17 protein-coding genes and 1 pseudogene are annotated in these 21,125 nt (G+C 75.1%); 12 read left to right on the forward strand and 6 right to left on the reverse strand.

What is annotated here, in order from left to right; translation table 11 throughout:
• A pseudogene (locus IE330_RS02000) lies at positions 1–655 on the reverse strand (FUSC family protein); the annotation flags it as partial.
• Between the two features lie 240 nt (positions 656–895).
• On the opposite strand from IE330_RS02000, the gene IE330_RS02005 reads away from it, so the two are divergent.
• The 5 genes from IE330_RS02005 to IE330_RS02025 all read left to right on the forward strand — a co-directional run bounded on the left by IE330_RS02005 (position 896) and on the right by IE330_RS02025 (position 4,751).
• Entirely contained in the window at positions 896–1,441 is a 546-nt protein-coding gene (locus IE330_RS02005; RefSeq protein WP_190134052.1) for a DUF5134 domain-containing protein, read from the forward strand.
• A 194-nt stretch (positions 1,442–1,635) separates the two neighbouring features.
• Positions 1,636–2,568 carry a M56 family metallopeptidase gene (locus IE330_RS02010; RefSeq protein ID WP_190134053.1) on the forward strand — a complete coding sequence of 311 codons (933 nt, stop codon included), beginning with the start codon at positions 1,636–1,638 and terminating at the stop codon, positions 2,566–2,568.
• A 33-nt stretch (positions 2,569–2,601) separates the two neighbouring features.
• Positions 2,602–3,309, forward strand: coding sequence for a phosphatase PAP2 family protein (locus IE330_RS02015; protein ID WP_190134054.1), 708 nt, complete (start codon positions 2,602–2,604; stop codon positions 3,307–3,309).
• Positions 3,310–3,388: 79 nt separating this feature from the next.
• A complete protein-coding gene (locus tag IE330_RS02020) occupies positions 3,389–4,090 on the forward strand; it encodes an HAD family hydrolase (protein WP_190134055.1) in 702 nt (233 codons plus the stop codon).
• A gap of 262 nt (positions 4,091–4,352) precedes the next feature.
• Complete coding sequence (locus IE330_RS02025) at positions 4,353–4,751, forward strand: hypothetical protein (RefSeq protein WP_190134056.1); 399 nt, start codon at positions 4,353–4,355, stop codon at positions 4,749–4,751.
• A 123-nt stretch (positions 4,752–4,874) separates the two neighbouring features.
• Here the strand turns inward: IE330_RS02025 and IE330_RS02030 are convergent, their stop codons facing one another.
• Positions 4,875–5,120, reverse strand: a complete 246-nt coding sequence (locus IE330_RS02030; protein WP_190134057.1) for a DUF2630 family protein — start codon at positions 5,118–5,120, stop codon at positions 4,875–4,877.
• A 213-nt stretch (positions 5,121–5,333) separates the two neighbouring features.
• Here IE330_RS02030 and IE330_RS02035 point away from each other — a divergent pair, with 213 nt between their 5' ends.
• Positions 5,334–5,978 (forward strand): TetR/AcrR family transcriptional regulator, encoded by a 645-nt coding sequence (locus IE330_RS02035; protein WP_190134058.1) that lies wholly within the window; start codon positions 5,334–5,336, stop codon positions 5,976–5,978.
• A 25-nt stretch (positions 5,979–6,003) separates the two neighbouring features.
• Here IE330_RS02035 and IE330_RS02040 read toward each other — a convergent pair whose 3' ends face one another.
• The gene (locus IE330_RS02040) at positions 6,004–7,512 is read right to left on the reverse strand and encodes an LVIVD repeat-containing protein (RefSeq protein ID WP_190134059.1); all 1,509 of its coding nucleotides are present in this window, start codon (positions 7,510–7,512) and stop codon (positions 6,004–6,006) included.
• A 260-nt stretch (positions 7,513–7,772) separates the two neighbouring features.
• Here IE330_RS02040 and IE330_RS02045 point away from each other — a divergent pair, with 260 nt between their 5' ends.
• Both IE330_RS02045 and IE330_RS02050 read left to right on the forward strand, forming a co-directional pair.
• Positions 7,773–8,426, forward strand: a complete 654-nt coding sequence (locus IE330_RS02045) for a DUF305 domain-containing protein (protein ID WP_229925292.1) — start codon at positions 7,773–7,775, stop codon at positions 8,424–8,426.
• Positions 8,427–8,649: 223 nt separating this feature from the next.
• On the forward strand, positions 8,650–10,017 hold the full coding sequence (locus IE330_RS02050) for an FAD-dependent oxidoreductase (RefSeq protein ID WP_190134060.1): 1,368 nt from the start codon (positions 8,650–8,652) through the stop codon (positions 10,015–10,017).
• 93 nt (positions 10,018–10,110) lie between these two features.
• Here IE330_RS02050 and IE330_RS02055 read toward each other — a convergent pair whose 3' ends face one another.
• Positions 10,111–10,491: an ArsR/SmtB family transcription factor gene (locus IE330_RS02055; protein WP_190134061.1), complete on the reverse strand. Its 381-nt coding sequence runs from the start codon at positions 10,489–10,491 to the stop codon at positions 10,111–10,113.
• A gap of 202 nt (positions 10,492–10,693) precedes the next feature.
• Here IE330_RS02055 and IE330_RS02060 point away from each other — a divergent pair, with 202 nt between their 5' ends.
• Positions 10,694–11,779 (forward strand): NADH:flavin oxidoreductase/NADH oxidase, encoded by a 1,086-nt coding sequence (locus IE330_RS02060; protein WP_190134062.1) that lies wholly within the window; start codon positions 10,694–10,696, stop codon positions 11,777–11,779.
• A 100-nt stretch (positions 11,780–11,879) separates the two neighbouring features.
• Here the strand turns inward: IE330_RS02060 and IE330_RS02065 are convergent, their stop codons facing one another.
• On the reverse strand, positions 11,880–12,575 hold the full coding sequence (locus IE330_RS02065) for a L,D-transpeptidase family protein (protein WP_190134063.1): 696 nt from the start codon (positions 12,573–12,575) through the stop codon (positions 11,880–11,882).
• 171 nt (positions 12,576–12,746) lie between these two features.
• On the reverse strand, positions 12,747–15,872 hold the full coding sequence (locus IE330_RS02070; RefSeq protein ID WP_229925273.1) for an amidohydrolase family protein: 3,126 nt from the start codon (positions 15,870–15,872) through the stop codon (positions 12,747–12,749).
• A 957-nt stretch (positions 15,873–16,829) separates the two neighbouring features.
• On the opposite strand from IE330_RS02070, the gene IE330_RS02075 reads away from it, so the two are divergent.
• From IE330_RS02075 to IE330_RS02085, 3 genes are all read left to right on the forward strand, one after another.
• A complete protein-coding gene (locus tag IE330_RS02075) occupies positions 16,830–17,006 on the forward strand; it encodes a hypothetical protein (RefSeq protein WP_190134064.1) in 177 nt (58 codons plus the stop codon).
• 187 nt (positions 17,007–17,193) lie between these two features.
• Positions 17,194–20,043, forward strand: coding sequence for a helix-turn-helix transcriptional regulator (locus IE330_RS02080; protein WP_190134065.1), 2,850 nt, complete (start codon positions 17,194–17,196; stop codon positions 20,041–20,043).
• A gap of 123 nt (positions 20,044–20,166) precedes the next feature.
• On the forward strand, positions 20,167–21,051 hold the full coding sequence (locus IE330_RS02085) for an AfsR/SARP family transcriptional regulator (protein ID WP_190134066.1): 885 nt from the start codon (positions 20,167–20,169) through the stop codon (positions 21,049–21,051).
• The last annotated feature ends 74 nt before the right edge of the window (positions 21,052–21,125 follow it).

A 21,125-nucleotide genomic window follows, 5' to 3' on the forward strand; every position in this document is an offset into this window, starting at 1 on the left:
CGGCGCTCGCGCGCAGGGCCCGGGCGGTGGCGCGGCGCTCGGGGCCGTGCGGGCGCAGCGGCGCGGGCGCCATGCACACCAGCCAGGCCAGGACCCAGGCGCCGAGCGTCAGCGCGAGGTGGCCGGGCACCTGGCCGAGGCGCTGCGGCGCGAACAGGCTCGCCGAGCTGACGAAGGTGAGGATCAGATGGCCGGGCGGGCCGACGCGGGTGGCGTCGCAGAGGGCCTTCTGGGCGGCGGCGAGCAGCGCCCCCACCGCGACGAGCACCGCGGCGCCCGGCGCGAGCCGGGTGGCGGTCAGCGCCACGGCCACGCTCGCGGCCATGCCGGCCACGACCCAGGCCAGGGCACGGGCCCGGGCGGCGTACGGGAGCTGGTGGGTGTACAGGGCGCAGAACGAGCCCGCCATCGTGTACATCACCAGGTCGAGCCGGTCGAGCGCGAGCAGCGTCAGATGCGGCACGGCGGTGGCGGCGACGACGCTCAGCGCGGGCTTGAACCAGATGTCCGAGGGCGTGTTCAGACGCAGTACACCGGCGAGCGGCAGCCGGCGCGGGCGCGTGCGGAAGGCGCGGAAGCCTGGGCGGGAGGGGCGCGAGGGGCGGGAGGAACGAGAGGGGCGCGAGGGGCGGGTCGGGGGCGGGGGGCTGCTCATGGGACAGAAGGTTAGCAAGTGTTTTACCCAAAAAATAAATGTCCGCGATCGCGCCTCCGAGAGCAGCACGGCAGCGCCCAGGGGCGTGATGACGCGCCCCGCGCCGGGCGCGAGGCCGGCGGTGAGCCCGCCCCGCTCCCCGTCCGCGCTCCCGCCGTACACCCGTGCGCTCCCGTACGCCGCCCCGGTCCCGGGCATCGACCCGTCAACGGCGACGACCGTCGATCGAGGAGGTGCCCGGTGCACGGACCCGGTTCGGCGAGCTGGCTGCTCGTGGCGCTCTGCGCGGCGAGCGGCGCCTACTGCCTGTTACGCACCCGCAGCTCCGTCGCGGAGCAGCGCCGCGCGGCGGGCAGCGAGGCCCTGATGGGCTTCGGCATGGCGGTGATGGCCGTCCCGGCCGCCGTGCTGTCCCCACCCCGGGGCGCCTGGCTCGGGTACGCGGTGGTGTTCGCCGCCGCCGGGCTGCGCACGGCGTGGACGGCCCGGCGCGACCCGCACCACCTGCACCACCTGCTCGGCGCCGGGGCGATGGTCTACATGTCGGCGGCGATGACCACCGCCCCTGGCGGGGGCCACGGGGGCGGGGGCGTCCCGGCGCTGACCGGTGTCCTGCTGCTGTACTTCACCGCGCACGTCCTGGCCTCGGGCGCCCGGCTCGCGCCGGTGGGTGCGGCGGCGGCCCCGGAGGCGGGCGTCGTGCGCTGGGCGGACCGACCGGAGCTGGCGCTGGTGTGCCGCCTGGCGATGAGCATGGGGATGCTGGCGATGCTGCTGACGCTCTGAGGCGGGGGCTGCGGTGGCGGCACCGGCCCGCCGGGCGCCGGGCAGCGGCCAGCGGACAGCGGACGTCAGACAGCGGACGCCGGACAGCGGCAGCGGGCAGCAGGCGGCAGGCGGCAGGTGGTCCGGCGTGGCATGCGTCACTTAGCGGGGAGGGCCCGTATCCCCGCGCGGGGCGCCCCTCATAGGGTTGACCCATGATGGTCCCCGTCGCGCTGTTGCTGCTGGGCGTACTGACCGCCGTCTTCGCTCCCCGGATGCTCGCGCGGGCGGAGTGGCCGGAGCGCGAACCGGTGGTCGCGCTGTGGGCCTGGCAGTGCGTCGTGGCGGGTGTCCTGCTCTGCTGCGCCCTGTCGATGACGTTCAGCGCGGCGGCCGCCTGGCAGGCCGTGCGCGGCCATCTGTTCGCGCCCGCGCCGCGCGGCGTGGTCGAGGCGTACGCGCTCGGCCCGACGCCCTGGGCGACCGTGACGGCGGTGGCGCTGGCCTGTGGCGGCGCGTGGACGGCCGTGATGCTGACCCGCGAGATCGCGCTGGCCCGGGCGCGGCGCGCCCGGCGCCGGGCCGAACTCGTCGAGCGCGCCCCGCTGTTGCCCGGCGAGGAGCCCGGCGCCGACCGGCTCGTCGTGCTGGAGGGCGAGCGGCCGGATGCCTGGTGGCTGCCCGGCGCCGCGCCCCAACTGGTCATCACCACCGCCGCGTTGCGCCGCCTGAAGGGCCGCCAGCTCGACGCGGTGCTCGCGCACGAGCAGGGCCACGCGCGGGCCCGGCACGACTGGCTGCTGCACTGCTCGGCCGCGCTCGCGGCGGGGTTCCCGCAGGTGCCGGTGTTCGCCGCGTTCCGCGACGAGATGCACCGGCTGGTGGAGCTGGCCGCGGACGACGTGGCCTCGCGCCGCTTCGGCCGGCTGACGATCGCCCTGGCCCTCGTCGAACTGAACGAGGACCGGGGCGTGTTCGGCCCCTGCCCCACCGCCCACGCCCACGTGCCGCAGCGGGTGCACCGGCTGCTGGCCGCCCGGCCCCGGCTGACCGCCGCGCGCCGGTTGCGGCTCACCGCGGCCGCCGCGCTCGTGCCGGTCGTACCGCTCTTGGTGGCGTTCGTCCCGGCGCTCCGCGCGCTCGGTTAGGCACCGCCGCCGTCCGTCGTCCAGGATCGTTCCATGGATTCCGCACCGCCCCCGCCCCCGCCCCGGCCCGCCTCCCGCGCCCCGCGCGCGGCCCTGCTGCTCGCCGTGCCGTCCCTGCTCCTGCTCGTCCTGGTCTCCGCCGAGTGGCAGCCGCTGCTCACGCTGGACGGCGACGTGGCGCGCACCACGCACCGCTGGGCGGTGGAGCACCGGGACGCCACCGACGTCGCCCGCGTCCTGACGGACTGGGTGTGGGACCCGTGGACGATGCGCGCCCTGTGCACGGTCGTCATCCTGTGGCTCGCCGGGCAGCGGGCCTGGTGGCTCGCGCTGTGGCTGGCCGGGACCTGCCTGGTGGGCTCGCTCGTGCAGCAGGGCATGAAGGCGGCGGTGGGCCGGGACCGGCCGTCGTGGCCGGACCCGGTGGACTCCGCGCACTACGCGTCCTTCCCCTCCGGGCACGCGATGACCGCGGCCGTGGTGTGCGGGCTGTTGCTCTGGCTCGCGCGCCTGTACGAGGTGGGTGCGACGGCCCGGCGGGCCGGGCTCGCCGTGGCCGTGGTGTCCGTGGTCGGCGTGGGTCTCACCCGGGTGTGGCTCGGGGTCCACTGGCTCTCGGACGTCGTCGCGGGCTGGCTGCTCGGCGCGCTGACGGTCGCCGTGGCGATCGCCCTGTACGAGCGCTACGCCCCCGCCCCGCGGCGGCCGGTCCTCGACGAGCCCGCCGGGACCCGCGCCTGACCGCGCCGGTCCGCCAGGGCACGGCCCGGGCTCCGGGGGGTGCTTGACCGGGCCCGCGGCCACCACGGAGGATCGCGGCATGGTGATCAGAGGCGTGCTGTTCGACTTCTCCGGGACGCTGTTCCGCATCGAGTCCGCCGCCTCCTCGCTGCGGGCCGCGCTCACCGCGCGGGGGCTCGCCCTGCCGCCGCGGGAGGAGGCCGCCCTCGCGGCGGCGCTGGACCGGGCGGGTGCGCTGCCGGGCGGCTCCCCGGCCCTGGACGTGCCCGCGCACCTCGCCGCCCTCGTCGCCCGGCGCGACGAGAGCGCGGAGCTGCACCGCGCCGCCTACACCGCTCTGGCCAGGACCGTGGCACTGCCGGACCCGGCCCTGTACGAGATGCTGTATGACCGGCACATGGCCCCCGAGGCCTGGCAGCCGTACGCGGACGCGCTCGACGTCGTGCGCGCGCTCGACTCGCGCGGGGTGCGGGTCGGCGTGGTCAGCAACATCGGCTGGGACCCGCGGCCCGTCTTCCGCGCGCACGGCCTGCACCCGTACGTGGACACGTACACCCTGTCCTTCGAGCACGGCGTGCAGAAGCCGGACCCGCGCCTGTTCGCGCACGCCTGCGCGGCGCTGGGCGTCGACCCCGCCGAGGCGCTCATGGTCGGCGACGACCGCCGCGCGGACGGCGGCGCGGCCGCGCTCGGCTGCGCCGTCCACTTCGTGGACCACCTACCGGCCGAGACACGCCCGGACGCCCTGCGCCACGTCCTGACCCTGGCCCTCCCGGACTGACACCGCAGGCGCCGTCGGAGCCGAACCGTCCGCCGTGCGCACACGCACCGGGCCGGTGCCCCGGGCCCGCCACGCAGAGGAGAGCGGCGTCGAGCGGCCCTCCGGCGTCGTGGGACGAGCGCGCAGCGCAGCAGCCCGGTCCGGGTAGGGGCCGCTCAAGGCGTGCGGCACTCGACCGGTTCCCGCCTGTCCCGGCGGCCACCGTGTCATCGACACTGCTACCGACACCCACAACCGCACCCACACCGCCTCGGGAGCACGCTTGGGGAAACGACCGCGCCGTACCCTGGCCGCCACGGCGACGATCATGGGCGTGGCGGGCGCCCTCACCCTCGCCTCCCCCGCTCCCGCGAGCGCCGCGACCACCGCTCACTGCACCAGCGCCTCGGGGTTCCGCGACACCCTCTCGCACCGGGGCAGCCTGCACGCGGCGCTGGCCTCCTGTCCCGACTTCACGGACTCCGGCGCCCCCTACACCTTCTTCGTCGACGCGTACTACTCCGCGGAAGTACACGGGGTGCCGCCCCGTGTCGGCTTCGTCCGCTACGACGACCAACTGGCCGACTGCACCGCCGTCACGTTGGAGGGGACCCGCCTGAAGGCCACCGGCTGCCACGTCACCCATCAACCGCGACCCGGTACCGGCCAGCCCTCACGCTGAACGCGCGGACGAGCCGGTGGTCGCGTCGGGGAAGTCGGCTGCCGGCCAGGCGGCAGCCTTGCGTGCGATGACGAGCGCGCGGCGCGACCAGTCTCGCCGGGGTCCGAGGGGGACGCCGTCGCCTCAGGCCTCGTAGCTCTCGACCCGCGGCGCGGGGCGCAGCCGTACCGGGGCCGGTTCGCCGCCGGACGCCTCCTTGGCCCGGCGCCTGCGCAGCAGTTCCCAGCACTGGTCCAGCTCGCGTTCCAGGTCGCCCAGGCGGGCCCGTTCCGTCGCCTCGTCGATCGCCCCGGTCGCGAGCGACTCCCGCAGGGTCTTCTCGGCGTCGACCATCTCGGCGATCCGCGCCAGAATCTGCTGTTGATCCATGTCCACGCACCTCCTCGGCCCCTTTGGATCACTGTAAGGAGAGGGCGCCGGATCGGCGAGGAGAGCGCGGACGGGGCGTCCTGGGAAACCCCTGTGGGCAGGCAACACTCCCCCGCGGTGTTACCTGCCCCCAGGCAGCACCGGCCCCTGTCGGCCAGGGCCGGTATGCGCTGAGTATATTGGCTGCGAGCCAGTCAACGCAGGAGTTACAGGATGTCCCCCCGTAGCCCATCGGTCAATGAAGAGTTGCGGCGGCGTTCCCGGGAGCGGCTTCTGCAGGCGACGGTGGACCTGGTCGGCGAGCGCGGCTACGAGGCGACGACGCTCGCGGACATCGCCGACCGCGCCGGTTCCGCGCGCGGCCTGGTGTCGTACTACTTCCCGGGCAAGCGGCAGCTCCTGCAGTCGGCGGTCCACCGGCTCATGCACCTCACGCTGCAGGAGGCGCTGGAGCGGGAGCCGCGCACCGAGGACGGGGACGAGCTGCTCGCCCGCGCCATCGACGCGATCCTGGGGCTCGCGCGGGACCGGCCGGTCCTGATGCGGACGCACATGGCGGGCATCCTCCAGGCCGAGGGCTTCGTGCAGTGCCCCGAGCAGCAGCGCCTCGCCTTCCTGCTGCGCGACACGGTGGACAGGCACGGCGCGGCGGACGCCGAGACGGACTACCGGATGCTGCGCGCCCTGCTGATGGGCGCGGTGTTCGCGCTGCTCATCCCGGGGGCGCCGATGCCGTTCGCGCGGCTGCGGGCGGAGCTGTTCCAGCGCTACGGCCTGGACTGGAAGCTCGGCGTCCCGCCGGGCGACGAACCGCCCGACGGGACGTCCCAGGCCGGAGCCGGGCCCGGGGTGCCATGACCCCAGGGCGGCCCGGACCACCGGCTCAGTGGTGGCCGAAGTACTCCGGCTGGGTCTGTACGTTGAGCTCGCGCAGCCGTACCCGCTCGGCCGGGGCGGTGCGCTTGTCGTGGAGCTTCAGCACGTCGAAGCCCTTGACCATGTCGTTCGAGTAGATGTGGCCGTTGTAGTAGTAGGCCGACCACGAGCCGCCGCCGACGAGCGTGTCCGCGGAGATCGGGCCGCGCTCGAAGTAGGCGATCTCCTTGGGCTTGGTGGAGTCGGTGAAGTCCCACACGGAGACGCCGCCCTGGTACCAGGCCTGGACCATGAGGTCCTTGCCCTTGACCGGGATGAGCGAGCCGTTGTGGGCCACGCAGTTCTCGGTGTCCGCCTGGTGGCGCGGGATCTTGAAGTAGCTCTTGAAGACGAGCCTGCTCTTGTCGCCGCGGCCCTTGATGTCGTAGATGCCGTCGGCACCGCGGTTCGGGCCGATCTCGGCGTTGCAGGTGGCGCCGCCGCCACCGCCGAGCTCGTCGGTGAACACGACCTTGTCGGCACGCTGGTTGAAGGTCGCCGAGTGCCAGAACGCGAAGTTCACGTTGTCCTGGACCCGGTCGATGACCTTCGGACGTTCGGGGTCCTTGATGGAGAACAGGATGCCGTCACCCATGCACGCGCCCGCCGCGAGGTCCCTGGAGGGCAGCACGGTGATGTCGTGGCAGCCGGTGGTCTTGGAGACGCCCGGGTTGGTGGGGGCGCCGGGGTTGCCGCCGCCGTCGGGGCCCTCGCCCGGGAAGAGCACGGGGAAGCCGACGAGCGCCGCCTTCTGCGGGGCCTTGCGCGGCACCTTGATGACGGAGATGCCGTCGTGCGGCGGCTGGCAGTCGGGGAACGCCGCGTTCGGCGCGTAGGAGGAGACGTAGACGTAGACGTCGGAACGCTTGGGAACCAGGGTGTGGGTGTGCGAGCCGCAGGCGGTCTCGACGGCGGCGACGTAGCGCGGGTTGCGCTTGTCGCTGATGTCGAAGACCTTCATGCCCTCCCAGGAGGACTTCTCCGTGGCCGGCTGCGTGGTGCTGGCGCACGAGCTGTCGCTGCGCGAGGAGTCGGTCGACAGGAACAGCAGGTTGCCGGAGACCGAGACGTCGTTCTGGGATCCCGGGCAGAGCACCTGGGCGACGGTCCTGGGCTTCTTGGGGTTGCTGATGTCGAAGATGCGGAAGCCGTCGTAGTTTCCGGCGAACGCGTACGTGCCTTGGAAGGCGAGGTCGGAGTTGGTGCCCGGCAGCGCGTCCTTGGGGATGTTGGCGAGGTGCTCGATGTTGTCGGAGTGGACTATCTCGTCGGGCGCGGGGATCTTCCCGTCCCTGATGGCCCGCCTGGTGTCGGCGGCGTCGGACTTCGAGACCTTCTTCGGGGCCGCGGGGGTGTCCCCCGGGTCCGGGGTCGCCGCCGCGGGCACCGCGGTGAGCAGCGCGGCGAGGAGTCCGGCCGCGGCCGTGGCGACTCCCAGACGTCTGCGTCGCGTTCGGGCTTCGTGCAACAAAGTCACTGCGTCCTCCCTTGTGGCCGTTCGAAGGTGAACGGTTCACGGACACCCGCAGTATCGTGCTCCACATGTACAGATCAACAGAGGGCGACAGGGTCGTCATGAACATTCCACACGGGTGATACTCACCCGGCGTGCCCGTACGGACCCCACTGACCCGCCCGCACCAGGAGGTTGCCGTGCACCAGGAGGTTGCCCTGCCCCGCTCCCGTACGTCCTCCGACCCTGAGCCCGTCGCGCGGGCGTCCGGCGGCCGTGGCCGGATCGCGGCCGCGCTGGTGGCAGCCGCCCTGCTCGGGGTCGGCGCCTGCGACTCGGGGTCCGGTTCGGAAGGCGGCTCCGACGCCAGGTCCGGCGCGTCGTCCGGGCCTTCGGTGATCGCCCCGGGGAAGCCCGGCGAGACGGCCGCGACGCTCTCCGCCGAGGAGGCCGCGAAGCAGAGGACCGACGACGACAGCCCGAACTCGGCGGACTTCGACTACGTCGAGAAGATGATCCCGCACCACACCCAGGCCCTGGAGATGACCCGGCTCGTCCCCGAGCGGGCGAGCTCGACGAAGGTGAAGCGGCTCGCGGACCGCATCACCGCCGCCCAGAAGCCCGAGATCGGCGCCATGGAGCGGTGGCTGGAGAGCCACGGCGAGAAGCGCGGGAAGCCGCGGCACGGCGGGCACCACGACCACGCCGGGATGCCCGGCATGGCCACCGCGGCGCAGCTCAGGCAGTTGCGGGCGGCCAAGGGCGAGGCCTTCGACGAACTCTTCCTGAAGCTGATGATCACGCACCACCAGGGCGCGCTCACCATGGCCACGGACGCCCTTTCGGAGGGCAACAACCTCCTCGTCGAGGAGATGGCCAACGACGTCGTGGCGCAGCAGACCAGCGAGATCAACCGGATGCGCGGGATGACGGGCTGAGCCTCGCCGCCCCGGGGTGGCGGCCGCCTCCCGGGGGCGCGGCCGTCCCCGGGGTGCCGCAGCCTTTGAGGGGTGCCGCAGCCCCTGGGGTTCCGTCGGCTCCTCGGGGCGGCGCCCCGCCATCCGGGCGACGCTCCCCCTCCCCGTGCGGGCGCCCCGGTGCGATGCTGGGACCAACCGGCATCCAGCCGTCCCGGGGGCACCTCGCGGAAGGAGCGCCGCCGTGCACGTAGCCGTCGTGGGATCGGGCCCGAGCGGGGTCTACACGGCCCAGAGCCTGGTGCAGCAGGACCGGGTGCCCGGGGTGCGGGTCGACGTGCTCGACCGGCTGCCGTGCCCGTACGGCCTGGTGCGCTACGGCGTGGCGCCCGACCACGAGAAGATCAAGTCCCTCCAGAACAACCTGCGGACGGTCCTCGAGCACGAGCGCGTACGGTTCTTCGGCGGGGTCGAGATCGGCCCCGCCGGAGTGCCCCCGGCCCGGCTGCGGGAGTGCTACCACGCGGTCGTGTACTGCGTGGGCGCCGCCGCGGACCGCAGGCTCGGCGTGCCCGGCGAGGACCTGCCCGGCAGTTGTTCGGCGACGGAGTTCGTGTCCTGGTACAGCGCGCACCCGGACGTGGCGGTGCACGGCTGCGGGCCCCCGGACCGCTTCGTGCGGGGCGTGGACACGGCCGTCGTCATCGGCGTCGGGAACGTCGCCGTGGACGTGGCCCGGATCCTGGCGCGCGGCGCCGCGGAGCTGGCGGCCACCGACATGCCGCACGAGGCGCTCGGCGTGCTCGCGGACAGCCGCGTGCGCGAGGTGCACATGGTGGGGCGGCGCGGGCCCTCGCAGGCGCGCTTCACCACGAAGGAGCTGCGCGAGCTGGGCTCCCTGCCGGACGCCGACGTGGTCGTGGACCCCGAGGAGCTCGCGCTCGACCCGGCGTACGCGGACCCGTCCGGGCTGCCCGCGGCGAGCCGCCGCAACGTGGAGGTGCTGCGCGACTGGGCCGGACGTCCGCCGCGCGGGCGGGCGCGCCGGATCCGGCTGCGGTTCTACCTGCGGCCGGTGGCCGTGACGGAGGCGGCGGGCCGGGTGGGCGGCGTCCGGTTCGAGCGGACGCTGCCGGACGGGCACGGCGGGGTGACGGGCACCGGCACCTACGAGGACATCGCGGCACAGCTCGTGCTGCGCTCCGTGGGCTACCGCGGGGTGCCCATCGACGGGCTGCCCTTCGACCCGGCCGGGGGTACGGTGCCGCACGCGGCGGGGCGGGTGCTGCGGGACGGCGCGGTCTCGGCCGGTGAGTACGTGGCGGGCTGGATCAAGCGCGGGCCCACGGGTGTGATCGGCACGAACCGGCCGTGCGCCAAGGAGACGGCCCTGTCCCTGCTCGACGACGCCCCCGCCCTGGCCCGGCGGGCCGTGCCGGCCGATCCGCTCGCCGCGCTGCGGGCGGCCGGGGCCGAGCCCGTCGAGTGGCCCGGCTGGCTGGCGATCGAGCGGGCCGAGGTGGAGTTGGGGCGGTCCCTGGGGCGGGGGTCGGTGAAGATCCCGGACTGGGCGGGGCTGCGGGCCGCTGCGCGGGGCGCTGCGCTTGGCTGAGCGAGGGTGCTGCGGGCCCTTGTGCAGGGCTGGGCGTGGCTTCGGCTGGGGTTGATCGGCCTTCGGCCTCGTCCTCGAACGCCGGACGGGCTGTCACCCCACTCGGCCGCCGGACGGGCTGTCACCCCTCGCCGATCTCTCCTCCTGGCGGGTCGCCGCCAGGAGGACGCTGTCCAGGAGGCCGGGGAACAGGGTGTCCAGGTCGGGGCGGCGCAGGGCGTTGAGCTTGGCCGTGCCGCGGTAGATCTGCTGGATCACGCCCGCCTCGCGCAGGACGCGGAAGTGGTGCGTCGACGTGGACTTGGTGACCGGCAGCTCGAAGTCCGAACAGGTCAACTCCGCCGCGCGGCGCGCGAGTTCCCGCACGATCAGCAGCCGCTGCGGGTCGGAGAGCGCGTGCAGCACGCCTTCCAGGCGGATGTCGTCGCGCGAAGGGTGGTCGAGCACGCGCGGGCTCGGTGCGGCGGTCGTCATGGCGGCTCCCCTGCGGACGGGCGTGCGGGACGCCCTCATCGTACGAGACCTCTCGTAGTTTGACAGTCCTTTTACTTCGTCGACCGTCGTAGTTTGACAGTCCCCGTACTACGATGCTTATCGTACGAGGGCAGAGGACGTCCGGAGAGGCCTCCCCGGGCCCGCTGCGCCGTACCGCCCACCACCTTCGAAGGAGTCCGCCGTGAGCGCGCTGTTCGAGCCCTACACCCTGCGGAACCTGACCATCCCCAACCGCGTGTGGATGGCGCCGATGTGCCAGTACTCCGCCGAGGCGACCGGGCCCGGCGCGGGGGTCGCCACGGACTGGCACCTGGCCCACTACGCCGCCCGTGCCACGGGCGGCACCGGGCTGATCCTCACCGAGGCCACCGCGGTCAGCCCCGAGGGCCGCATCAGCCCCTACGACCTGGGCATCTGGAGCGACGACCAGATCGCGCCGCTGCGCCGGATCACCGACTTCCTCAAGAGCCAGCACACCGTGCCGGGCATCCAGATCGCCCACGCGGGGCGCAAGGCAGCGACCGACGCCCCCTGGCGCGGCGGCGGCCCGCTCGGGCCGGACGCGGGCGGGTGGCAGCCGGTCGGCCCGAGCCCGGTGGCGTTCGACGAGCGCCACCCCGTACCCACCGAGCTGACGGTGGACGGCATCCGCCGGGTCGTCGGCGAGTTCGCGGACGCGGCCCGGCGCGCCCTGGCCGCGGGCTTCGAGGTCGCCGAGGTGCACGGCGCGCACGGCTATCTGATCGGCGAGTTCCTGTCCGCGCACAGCAACCGGCGGACCGACGCCTACGGCGGCGACTTCGCGGGCCGCACCCGCTTCGCCCTGGAGGTCGTCGACGCCGTGCGCGCGGTGTGGCCCGACGACAAGCCGCTGTTCTTCCGGATCTCGGCCACCGACTGGCTGGAGGACGGCGTCCCCGGCTGGACCGCCGACGACACCGTGCGGTTCGCCCCGCTGCTCAAGGAGCACGGCGTGGACCTCCTCGACGTCTCCACCGGCGGCAACGCCGCGGGCGTGCGCATCCCGACCGGGCCGCACTACCAGGTGCCCTTCGCCGCCCGGGTCAAGGCCGCGACGGACCTGCCCGTCGCCGCCGTGGGGCTGATCACCGAGGCCGCGGAGGCCGAGAAGATCCTCGCCAACGGCGAGGCCGACGCGGTCCTGCTCGGCCGGGAGCTGCTGCGCGACCCGTCCTTCGCCCGCCGGGCCGCCCGCGAGCTGGGCGCGGACGTGCACGTGCCGAACCAGTACCTGCGCTCCGTCTGAGGCGCGCGGACGCGCGAGCGCCGCCGGGAGGAAGCCCTCCCGGCGGCGCTGTGCGTTCTCCGGCGGCCGCGCCGGATTGGACGCGGGCTCGCGCCGCGGCTCAGGTGCCGGGCTTGCGGCCGTAGACGAAGACGTCGTCGCCCTTGCGGAGCATGTTCCAGTACTTCACGGCGTCCTTCTTCGTCATGTTGACGCAGCCGTGGGAGCCCGGCGGGGACCAGACGCTGATGCCGACCGAGTGGAAGGCCTGGCCGCCGTCGAAGAACTGGCTGTACGGCATCGGCACGTGGTACAGGCTGGAGATGTGGTCGATGTCCCGCCAGTAGACCTTCTTCAGGCCCGTGCGGGTCTCGTGGCCGTTGCGGCCGGTGCGCACCGGGACCGGGCCGTACTTCAGCGTCTTGCCGTCCTGGATCCAACTGAGCTGGAGCGTGAGGTCGACGCAGGCGATGCGGCCCTTGTTGGTCGGGCACTTGCCCGCCTTGTTGGGGTTGTCGCCGACCGCCTTCTGCTTGTTCATGAGGTTCATGACGCCCCAGGTGACGCTGCCCGCGTACCCGGCGTTCGGGGTGATCTGGTGCTTGGTCTGGAAGGCCTTGATGGCCTTGCAGTCGGCCGCCGACTGCTTGCCGTCCACCGGGCGGCCGAGGAACTTCTCGACCTGCTTCTGGTACGGCCCGGTCTGCGTCGAGCACGACGCGGCCTGTGCGCTGCCGGTTCCGAGGGCCACCGTGAGCGGGGCCACCAGCACGGTGATCCCCAGGGCAACGGCTCCTCGTCTGCGTATGTCCCCCACTGTTGTCTGCTCCTCATGCGTCGTTCGTCATGTTCACGGGTGATGTCCACCTGCTAGACAGCGGATGCCCGATGTTCGTTGCAGGGTGAATTGACACAGGTGTGTAACAGGGGACGTTTTGTGTGCGGATCGCCTCACACCCCTCAGACCGCCTCGCGCACCCGGTCCGCCTCACACGCCCGGGTCGCAGCAACTGTCCTTGCGCATCAGGCGGCCCGCCTCCAGCCAGTCCGTGCCGTGGGGCGCGCGCCGGGCCGCCGTCGGGAAGGCGCCGACCAGCTCGTCGGTCTCGTACGGCGTGCCCCCGCGCAGGACGCCGACCGTCCGCACCAGCGTGGCGAAGTCCGTGAACGGGTCGCCGTCGACGAGGGTCAGGTCGGCGATCCGGCCGCGCTGGACCGTGCCGAGGTCCTTGTCGACGCCGAAGAGACGGGCGGGCAGGACCGTCGCGGTGCGCAGGGCCTCGGCCGGGGAGAGCCCGCCGCGGTGCAGGGCGCGCAGCGCCATGTGCAGGGACAGCCCGACCGGCACGAGGGGCTGGTCGGTGCCGAGCGCCACGAGGCCGCCCGCGGCGAGGACGCGCCGGTAGACGTCGGTCTCCCGGCGGAGCGTGGCGAGCTGGGCCGCGGTCGGCGGCGCCGCGGCCGTCCTGCGGACGGACTCGACGTCCCAGGGCGGCATGACCGCCGTGACCCGGGGGTCGTCCGCGAGCGCGGGGTCGGCGCCGATGAGCGGCACGGACGTGAACGGCGTGGCGATGAGGGAGAAGGCGGCGCCCCGGGCGGTGTAGATCTCGGTGACGTCGTCGTAGGCGCGGCCCGACGCGGTGGTGGCGTGTCCGAACTCGGCGCGCTGCGTGGCCTGGAGGTGGGTGGTCAGGTCCTGGCCCGTCTGGATGCCGGGCGACAGGAAGTGGCTGCCCGCGCGCACGCCGAGCCGCTCGTGGGCGAAGCGCGCCGCCTCCTCCATGATCCAGGCGGGTGCCCGTACGTACGTCTTGACGACGTCCCAGTCGAGCTGCTCGGCGCGCTCCAGGGAGCGTCTGAGGCCCGCGCGGGTGCGGTGGGCGCGCCCCATGCTGTACGCGACCCGGCCGCCGTCGAGGAGTTCGCCGCAGGTCAGCAGGCGCGGCCCGGCGAGCTGGCCGGTGGCCACCGCCTCGCGCACGCGTGCCTGCTCGTAGGAGAAGCCGCCGAGGGAGACCGCGGTGGTGATGCCGTACGTGAGCTGGCCGACGGTCTGGCGGGCGCCGTAGGTGCTCTGCCAGGGGTGGGTGTGCGTGTCCCACAGGCCGGGGAGCACAGTGCGGTCGGAGGCGTCGATCCGGCGTTCGGCGCGCCGTCCCGCGCGGTGCGGCGCGACCTCGGTGACACGGCCGCGGCGTACCACGATGTCGACGTCGTCCCGGACGCGGTCCCCGGTGCCGTCCCAGAGCCGTCCGGCGTGCACCACGGTGTTGGGCGGCGCGGGTCTGCGCTGGTCCAGAGGGACGCGGACGGTGCGGGCCCGGCCGCCGTCGACGCCGATGAGGCGCAGCCGGGTGCCCGAGAGGTACAGCAGCGTCCTGGAGTCGCCCGACCAGCTCGGGTGGTCGGCGGGTTCGGTGGTGAGGGTACGCAGCTCGCCGCGCGGGGTGCCGTCGGCCGCGACGGGCAGCAGGCACAGGGCGGACTCGACGATCACGGCGAGCCGGCGCCCGTCCGGCGACCAGACGGGCCCGGAGTCGTAGCGGTCGGAGATCGAGGTGTGCGGCGCGACGGCGTGCAGGCGGTCCTCGCCGGTGGCGGCGTCCACGACGCGGACGAGGTTGTACCCCTCGCGGAAGCGGAGGCTGAGGCGGTTGCGGTCGCACAGGGCGAGGTGGCGGCCGTCGGGCGACCAACTGGGCCGTCCGGGCAGTCCGCCGCCGCCCAGGGGTTCGGCCAGGACGCGTTCGGTGCCCGCGTCCAGGTCGCGGACGACGAGCCGGCCGGTGAGGTCGAGGCAGGCGAGGCGTTTGCCGTCGGGTGAGAGCGCGGGGTGTACCCGGCCGCCGGTGGCGAGCGGGGTCTCGGTACCGGTGGCGAGGTCGTGCCGGTACACGCCGAGCAGCCCGTCGCGGTCGTCGGCGTACACCAGCGAGCGGCCGTCGCGGGCCCACGACGGGCCGAGGAGGTAGCGCGTGGGTCCCGCGCGCCGCAGCCGGCGCGGCGCCTTGCCGCCCGTGGTGTCCGCCAGCCACAGCGAGTTGAGGGCGGCGAACGCGACGTGCCGCCCGTCGGGCGAGAGCGCGGGCAGGTGGATGCCGCGCACCGGGCGCACCCGGCCCTCGCCGAGGTCGTACTCCTTGACGCGGTAGCGGGGCCGGTCCACGGACAGGACCCCTTCGAACGGGATCGGGCGCGGCGCCCCGGGCTCCTCGGGGCGTACGAGGGCGAAGCGGCCGTCGACGGTGAGCAGCAGCTCCCCGTCCCGGGTCCAGCGGGGCGGCACGGGCGCGACGTCGCCGGGCACGTCGACGGGCTTGCCGTCGACGACGAGGACGCAGGAGGCCTCGGGCGCCGCCGTGGTGCGCAGATAGGCGAGGCGGCGGCCGTCCGGGGCCGGGGCCGGGGTCATCACCTGGGCGTTCGCGGTCTCGGTGTGCACGGTGACGACCGGGCCCCGGCCGTCGGCGGGCACGGCGGCGACGGTGCGCGCCTGGAGGGACACGCCGGTGGCGGTGGTGACGCCCCGGGCCCGCACGAACACGACGCGGTCGCCGTCCGGGGACCAGGCCGGGTCGAAGTCCTCCCAGGGGCCGTCCTGGTGGGGGCCGTCCTGGCCCGGCAGGCCGGTCAGGCGGGACACCTCGCCGGTGCGCAGGTCGAGGACGTGGACGCGGTAGGCGCTGCCCGCCACCGGGTCGCCGCCGCGCTCGGAGGCGAAGGCGATCCGGGTGCCGTCCGGGGACCAGGCCGGGCCCCGGTCGTCCCAGGGGCCGTCGGTGCGCTGCCGCAGGCCGGTGCCGTCGGCGCGCACGGTCCAGATGTGGAAGCCGCCGTCGCGGTAGGCGCTGAACGCGAGGAGCTTCCCGTCGGGCGCGTGCACCGGGCGGGTGGGTTCGAGTTCGGCCGGGGTGAGCGGCACGGCCTTGCCGCCGTCGGCCGGTGCGGACCACAGCACGTGCTGGACCTCGGCGACCAGCCGGTCCCCGGCGGGCGAGAGGGTCGCGGAGCCGTTGGTGGCGCGCGTGAAGGACAGGGCGACGCGGCCGGTGGCGGCGCGGGCGGCGGCGGGCGCGGGCGCCACGGCCCCGCCGGCGGCGGCGACCCCCACCGCGCCGGTCGCGACGAGCAGTTGACGCCGCGTCAGCGCGGCGGGCCCTGACGGGGCGGTTGCCTCCGGAGCGGTGCGGGGCTCGACGGATGCCTCCGGGAGGGGCTGGGACGGGGCCGGTGCCCCGGGGGCGACGGGCTGGGGCGCGGCGGGTGCCGCCGGAACGGGCTGCGGTCCGGTGGACGCCGCCGGAGTGGGCTGGGGCGGGGTGGACGCGGCCGGGGCGGGCTGGGGTGGGGTGGACGTGGCCCGGGCGGTCTGGGGCGGGGCGGGTGCCGCCGGGGCGGACTGGGACGAGGAAGAGGAAGGAGAGGAGGGCGCTTCGGAGTTCCTGTCAGGGTCCATGGCACAGCACACTCGCGCACCCCAGGGGCCGTGAGCAACACCGCCTGCACGCGCTGTCACGGGCCCGCGCCTCGCACGCACGCGCCCGCCCGCACGCTCGCGCCCTCACCGACCATGCCTGCGCCACACGCCCTCACCCGCGCCGCGCACACCCTCGTCGCAAGCGCCCATGCCGCTCACCCTCGCCGCGCACGCCTACGCCGCACACCCCCGCGCCGCCCGCACCCGCCACCTCCTCGTACGCCCACCTCCCCGTACGCCCACCTCCCCGTACCGCACCGGCAGCCGCGCGGCGGCACGGCGTCTCCGGCCGGTGGGGCGCCGGGCGGGGTGCGCCCGCGGGGTGCGACCGGAGGGGCACCCCGCCGAGGGCCGGCCGGAGGCACCTCCGGGTGCCGGGTGCCCCGGCTGCCCCAGCCGCCCCGGCCGGAACTCCCGTACCACCCTAGGGACTTCCCTAGGTGCCGCACCGACGCGAGGGGGCTTGGGCCGACCCTATTCTGGTCGCCCTTGCCGAGCGTCACGGCTGTCACGCGCCCCGGCTGCCGCCGCCACGGCGGTTGGCATCCGCGCGCGTCGCGGCCCGCGCCCCGCAGTGGCCCAGGAGGCGTTGTGCGCTATGTCATCGAGGTGTACCGCTCGCACGACGGGGTGTGCGGCAACGTCGTGCCCGAGGACTCGGAGTGCCCGCACCCGTTCCACGGCTGGCTGGAGCTGTTGTCGCTGCTCGAACCGCCGCAGCCGGAGGCCCTCGGCCTCGGCGACCCGGCGCCGGAGGAGGCACCCTAGGGTCCCGCCCGTACCGCCGTCCCCCCTCGTCCCCCTTGTCGCGCGGCGCGCGTCCGCGCGGATACCGGCATGTGCCTTGTGCGGAGGGACCGTCGGCCGTCATCGTGGAATTCATGGCCATGTGTCCGGCACAGGTCGCCCGCCCCTCGCGGCCCCCCGCGGCCGTCGCCCCCGCGCGGGGGCGCCGATGACGCCTGAGGACGTCGGTCACGACCGCCGCACCGCCCCCGTGCCCGACGACGCCTTCTGCGGGCGCGCGCGTGAACTCGACGCCCTGTTGGCCGACTTCGCGGACGCCCGCGCGGGCACGCCGCGCGTCGTGCTCCTCGAAGGGCCCGGCGGCATCGGCAAGACGGCCCTGCTGCGCCGCTTCCTCGACACGGTGGACGGCCCGTGCGTGCTGCACGCGAGCGGTGAGGAGAACGAGAGCTCGCTGCCCTGCGGCGTCCTCGCCCAGCTCGTCGGGCAGAGCCCGCTGCCGGTCCCCGAGACCCTGGCCGGGCTCATGCGCGCGCCGCAGTCGCTGCACGCCAACCTGCCGCCGCTCGCCGCCGGTTTCGGCCTGCTCGACCTGATCGGCGAGGTCCAGGGCAAGGGCCCCGTGGTCCTCGTCGTGGACGACGCGCACTGGGCCGACCCCGAGTCCCTGAACGCGCTCACGTTCGCGCTGCGCCGCCTGCGCCACGACCGGGTCCTCGCCGTCGTCGCGCTGCGCGACCCGCACGTGCCCGAGCTGCCCGACGGCCTGCGCCGCCTGCTCACCGCCCCGCCCACGCGCCGCCTGGCCCTGGACGGCCTCAGCCCCGACGAGCTGGCCGCGCTCAGCGACCGCCTCGGCGGTGCGCGCCTGCCCCACTCGGCCTCCGTACGGCTGCGCACCCACACCCACGGCAACCCGCTGCACGCCCGCGCGCTGCTCGACCAGGTGCCGCCCGCCGTGCTGCTCGACGTCACGACGCCGCTGCCCGCGCCGCGGTCGTACGCCATGCTGGTGCTCGCCAACCTCGCCGGGTGCGGGCCGCAGACGCAGCGCCTGGTGCAGGCCGTCAGCGTGCTCGGGATCTCCTGCCGGCTGCGGACCGCGGCGCGGCTCGCCAAGGTCGCGCAGCCGCTGCCCGCCCTGGAGCGCGCCGTCAAGGCGGGGCTGCTGCGCGAGTCGCCCGCCGGGACGTCGGCGCCCGAGGTGTCCTTCCCGCACCCGCTGGTGCACGCGGCGGTCTACCAGGACATCGGGCCCGCCCAGCGCGCCGCCCTGCACGAGCGGGCCGCCGCCCTGGTCGAGGACGAGTACACGAAGCTGCGGCACCGGGTGCTCGCCGCCACCGGCCCCGACGAGCAGCTCGCCGCCGCCCTCGCCGCGTGCGCGCGCCGCGAGGCCGCCACCGGCCAGTGGGCCGTCGCGGGCACCCATCTGCGGCACGCCTCACGCGTCGCGACCAGCGCGACGGAGCGGGACCGGCTCGCCGTGGAGGCCGTCGAGGCGCTGCTCCTGGACGGCCGGGTGCAGGAGGCCGCGGAGCTCGCGGGCGGCCTGCCGGAGTGCGCGGACCCGGCGCTGCGCGGCTATGTCCGCGGCTATGTGGCGCGGGTCCAGGGCCGCACCCAGGCCGCGTGGACGCTGCTCGTGGACGCCTGGGAGAGCTGCGACCGCGGCCGCTACCCGTGCCTGGCGGCGCGCGCCGCCGAGCAGTTGAGCTACGCGGCCGTCATGTGCGGGCAGGCGGCCGTGGCCGCCCAGTGGGCCGAGCGCGCCCAGCGGCTCTCCACCGACCAGGGGCCGAGCCGGATGCTCCGCTTCAACCACCTCGTGGCGCTCGGCCTCAGCGGCCGGGCCAAGGAGGGCATCGCGCTCGCGGGCGAGCTGCCGGACCCGATGATCGTGCCGCTGAAGAGCCTCGACCTGCTGCTGGCGCGCGGCCAGTTGCGCCTGTGGTCGGACGATCTGCGCGGGGCGCGCCAGGACCTGCTGGGCGCCGTCACCAATTGCCGTACGACCACGGTGCCGCTGCGGCTGCTGTCCGCCTCGGCGCTGGCGCAGACGCTGCACCGGCTCGGGGAGTGGGACGAGGCGCTGATCCACGCCGAGTCCTCGGCCTCCATCGCCGACGACGCCGACCAGTCCTGGCTGAAGCCGGTCACGCACGGCGTCGCCGCGCAGATCCTCGCCGCGCGCGGCGCCTTCGACCGCGCGGCGGAGCACCTGCGCACCGCCGCCGAGGTGCCCGGGGGCGCGGAGACCCCCGTGGCGTACGCGTACGGGGTGTGCGCCCAGGGCCACACCGCGGACGCGCGCGGCGAGCCCCGGGCGGTCGTGGCGGCGCTGCGCCCGCTGCTCGCCTTCGCCGAGCAGGACGGCGTCAACGAGCCCGGCGTCGTGGACTGGCAGCCGCTGCTCGTCGACGCCCTCGTCCAGCTCGGCGAACTCGACGAGGCCGAGGCGGTGCTCGCCCCCTTCGAGGAGCGGGCCCGGCCGCGCGGGCGGCACCCGGCGCTCGCCGCCGCCGCGCGGGCCCGGGGCAATCTGCTGGCGGCGCGCCGCGACACCCAGCGCGCCCAGTCCGCGTACGCGCGGGCGCAGGACCACGCGGCGCAGGTCCCGCTGCCGTTCGGGCAGGCCCGGGTGGCCCTGGACCACGGCGCGTTCCTGCGCCGCCTGGGGCGCCGCTCCCTGGCCATCGCCCAGTTGCAGGCGGCGCACACCACGATGACCCGGCTCAAGGCACTGCCCTACCAGGCGCGTTGCGTACGCGAGCTGAACGCCTGCGGCCGCGCGGTGCCCGCGTCGGCGGCCGGCGGGCCCGCGCAGGACGACGCGGGCGACGCCCTCGACGGGGCGCTCACGCCGCAGGAGCTCGCGGTGGCGCGGCTCGCCGCGCAGGGGCAGACCAACCGGCAGATCGCCACCACGCTCGCGCTGAGCGTCAAGACCATCGAGTACCACCTCGGCCACACCTACGCGAAGCTCGGCATCACCTCGCGCATCGGCCTGGTGCGGCGGCTCGGGCAGCAGGAGCGGCCGTCGCCGTCGGCGGGGTGAGCGCCGGGCGCGGCCGGGGGCACCGGGGTAAACCCCGGCACGCTCCCGGAGGCGCGGAGCCGCCCCGGCCCGTACGTTCGTGCCGGACGGCAGGGCGTCGGCGGGACCCCTGGAGGTGGCCCGATGGCTTCGATCACACGCGCGGCGGCCGGAGACGAACGGCCCGCGCTGCGGCTGCGTCTGCTCGGCGGATTCCTCCTCACGCGGGAGGGTCCGGGCGGGCGCCCGGGCCAGGACGCCGACGCGGAGAACGCGGCGAAGGCAGCGAACACAGAGAACGCAGAGAACGCAGAGAACGCAGAGAGCACGGAGAACGCAGCGAACGCGGACAACACGGACTACTACTGCTGCTGCGAGCGGGGCGGGGAGCCGTTGGAGGTGCCCGCGAGCGGGCAGCAGGTGCTGGCCAGGCTCGCGCTCTGCGGGGCGGCCAGCCGCTCCGAGCTCGCGGGCACGCTGTGGCCGGACGCCACCGAGACGCGGGCCCGGGCCCGGCTGCGGACCACCATGTGGCGCCTGAACGGGGCCGGTTCGGCCCTGTCGGACGCGGGCGGGGGGACGCTGGCCCTGAGCTGCCGGGTCCGTGTCGACCTCCAGGACTTCACGGCGGCCGCGCGCCGGGTGCTCACCCGGGCGCCGGTACGGCTGCGGCCCGCCTACCACCTGCTGCTGTGCGGCGGGGAGCTGCTGCCGGGCTGGCAGCAGGAGTGGGTGGCCTTCGAGCGGGAGCGGCTGCACCAGTTGCGGCTGCACGCCCTGGAGGCGCTGTCCGCCCGCCTGGTGACGATGCGCGCGTACGGCGCCGCCCTGGAGGCGGCCCTGGAGTGCACCCGCATCGACCCGCTGCGGGAGAGCGCCCACCGCGCGGTGGTCTCCGTCCACCTCGCGGAGCACAACCTCACCGAGGCGGTACGGCAGTTCGAGCGGTTCCGGGGGCTGCTGCGCGGTGAACTGGGTGTGGAGCCGTCCGGGCAGTTCTCGGCGATGCTGCGGCACGCGACGGTGTGACGCGGCGGTGACGCCCGCCCGCCACGATGGACATGCCTCGTCCAGGTCGCGGGGAGAAGGGGGAACTCCCCTGA

The sequence above is a fragment of the Streptomyces longispororuber genome (genome assembly GCF_014656095.1).
Lineage (GTDB): Bacteria > Actinomycetota > Actinomycetes > Streptomycetales > Streptomycetaceae > Streptomyces > Streptomyces longispororuber.

Excerpts from the sequence above, each read along its gene's own strand:
- IE330_RS02010 (WP_190134053.1), top strand. The coding sequence starts at position 1,636 with ATGATGGTCCCCGTCGCGCTGTTGCTGCTGGGCGTACTGACCGCCGTC.
- IE330_RS02015 (WP_190134054.1), top strand. The coding sequence starts at position 2,602 with ATGGATTCCGCACCGCCCCCGCCCCCGCCCCGGCCCGCCTCCCGCGCC.
- IE330_RS02020 (WP_190134055.1), top strand. The coding sequence starts at position 3,389 with ATGGTGATCAGAGGCGTGCTGTTCGACTTCTCCGGGACGCTGTTCCGC.
- IE330_RS02030 (WP_190134057.1), bottom strand. The coding sequence starts at position 5,120 with ATGGATCAACAGCAGATTCTGGCGCGGATCGCCGAGATGGTCGACGCC.
- IE330_RS02035 (WP_190134058.1), top strand. The coding sequence starts at position 5,334 with ATGTCCCCCCGTAGCCCATCGGTCAATGAAGAGTTGCGGCGGCGTTCC.
- IE330_RS02055 (WP_190134061.1), bottom strand. The coding sequence starts at position 10,491 with ATGACGACCGCCGCACCGAGCCCGCGCGTGCTCGACCACCCTTCGCGC.
- IE330_RS02080 (WP_190134065.1), top strand. The coding sequence starts at position 17,194 with ATGACGCCTGAGGACGTCGGTCACGACCGCCGCACCGCCCCCGTGCCC.
- IE330_RS02085 (WP_190134066.1), top strand. The coding sequence starts at position 20,167 with ATGGCTTCGATCACACGCGCGGCGGCCGGAGACGAACGGCCCGCGCTG.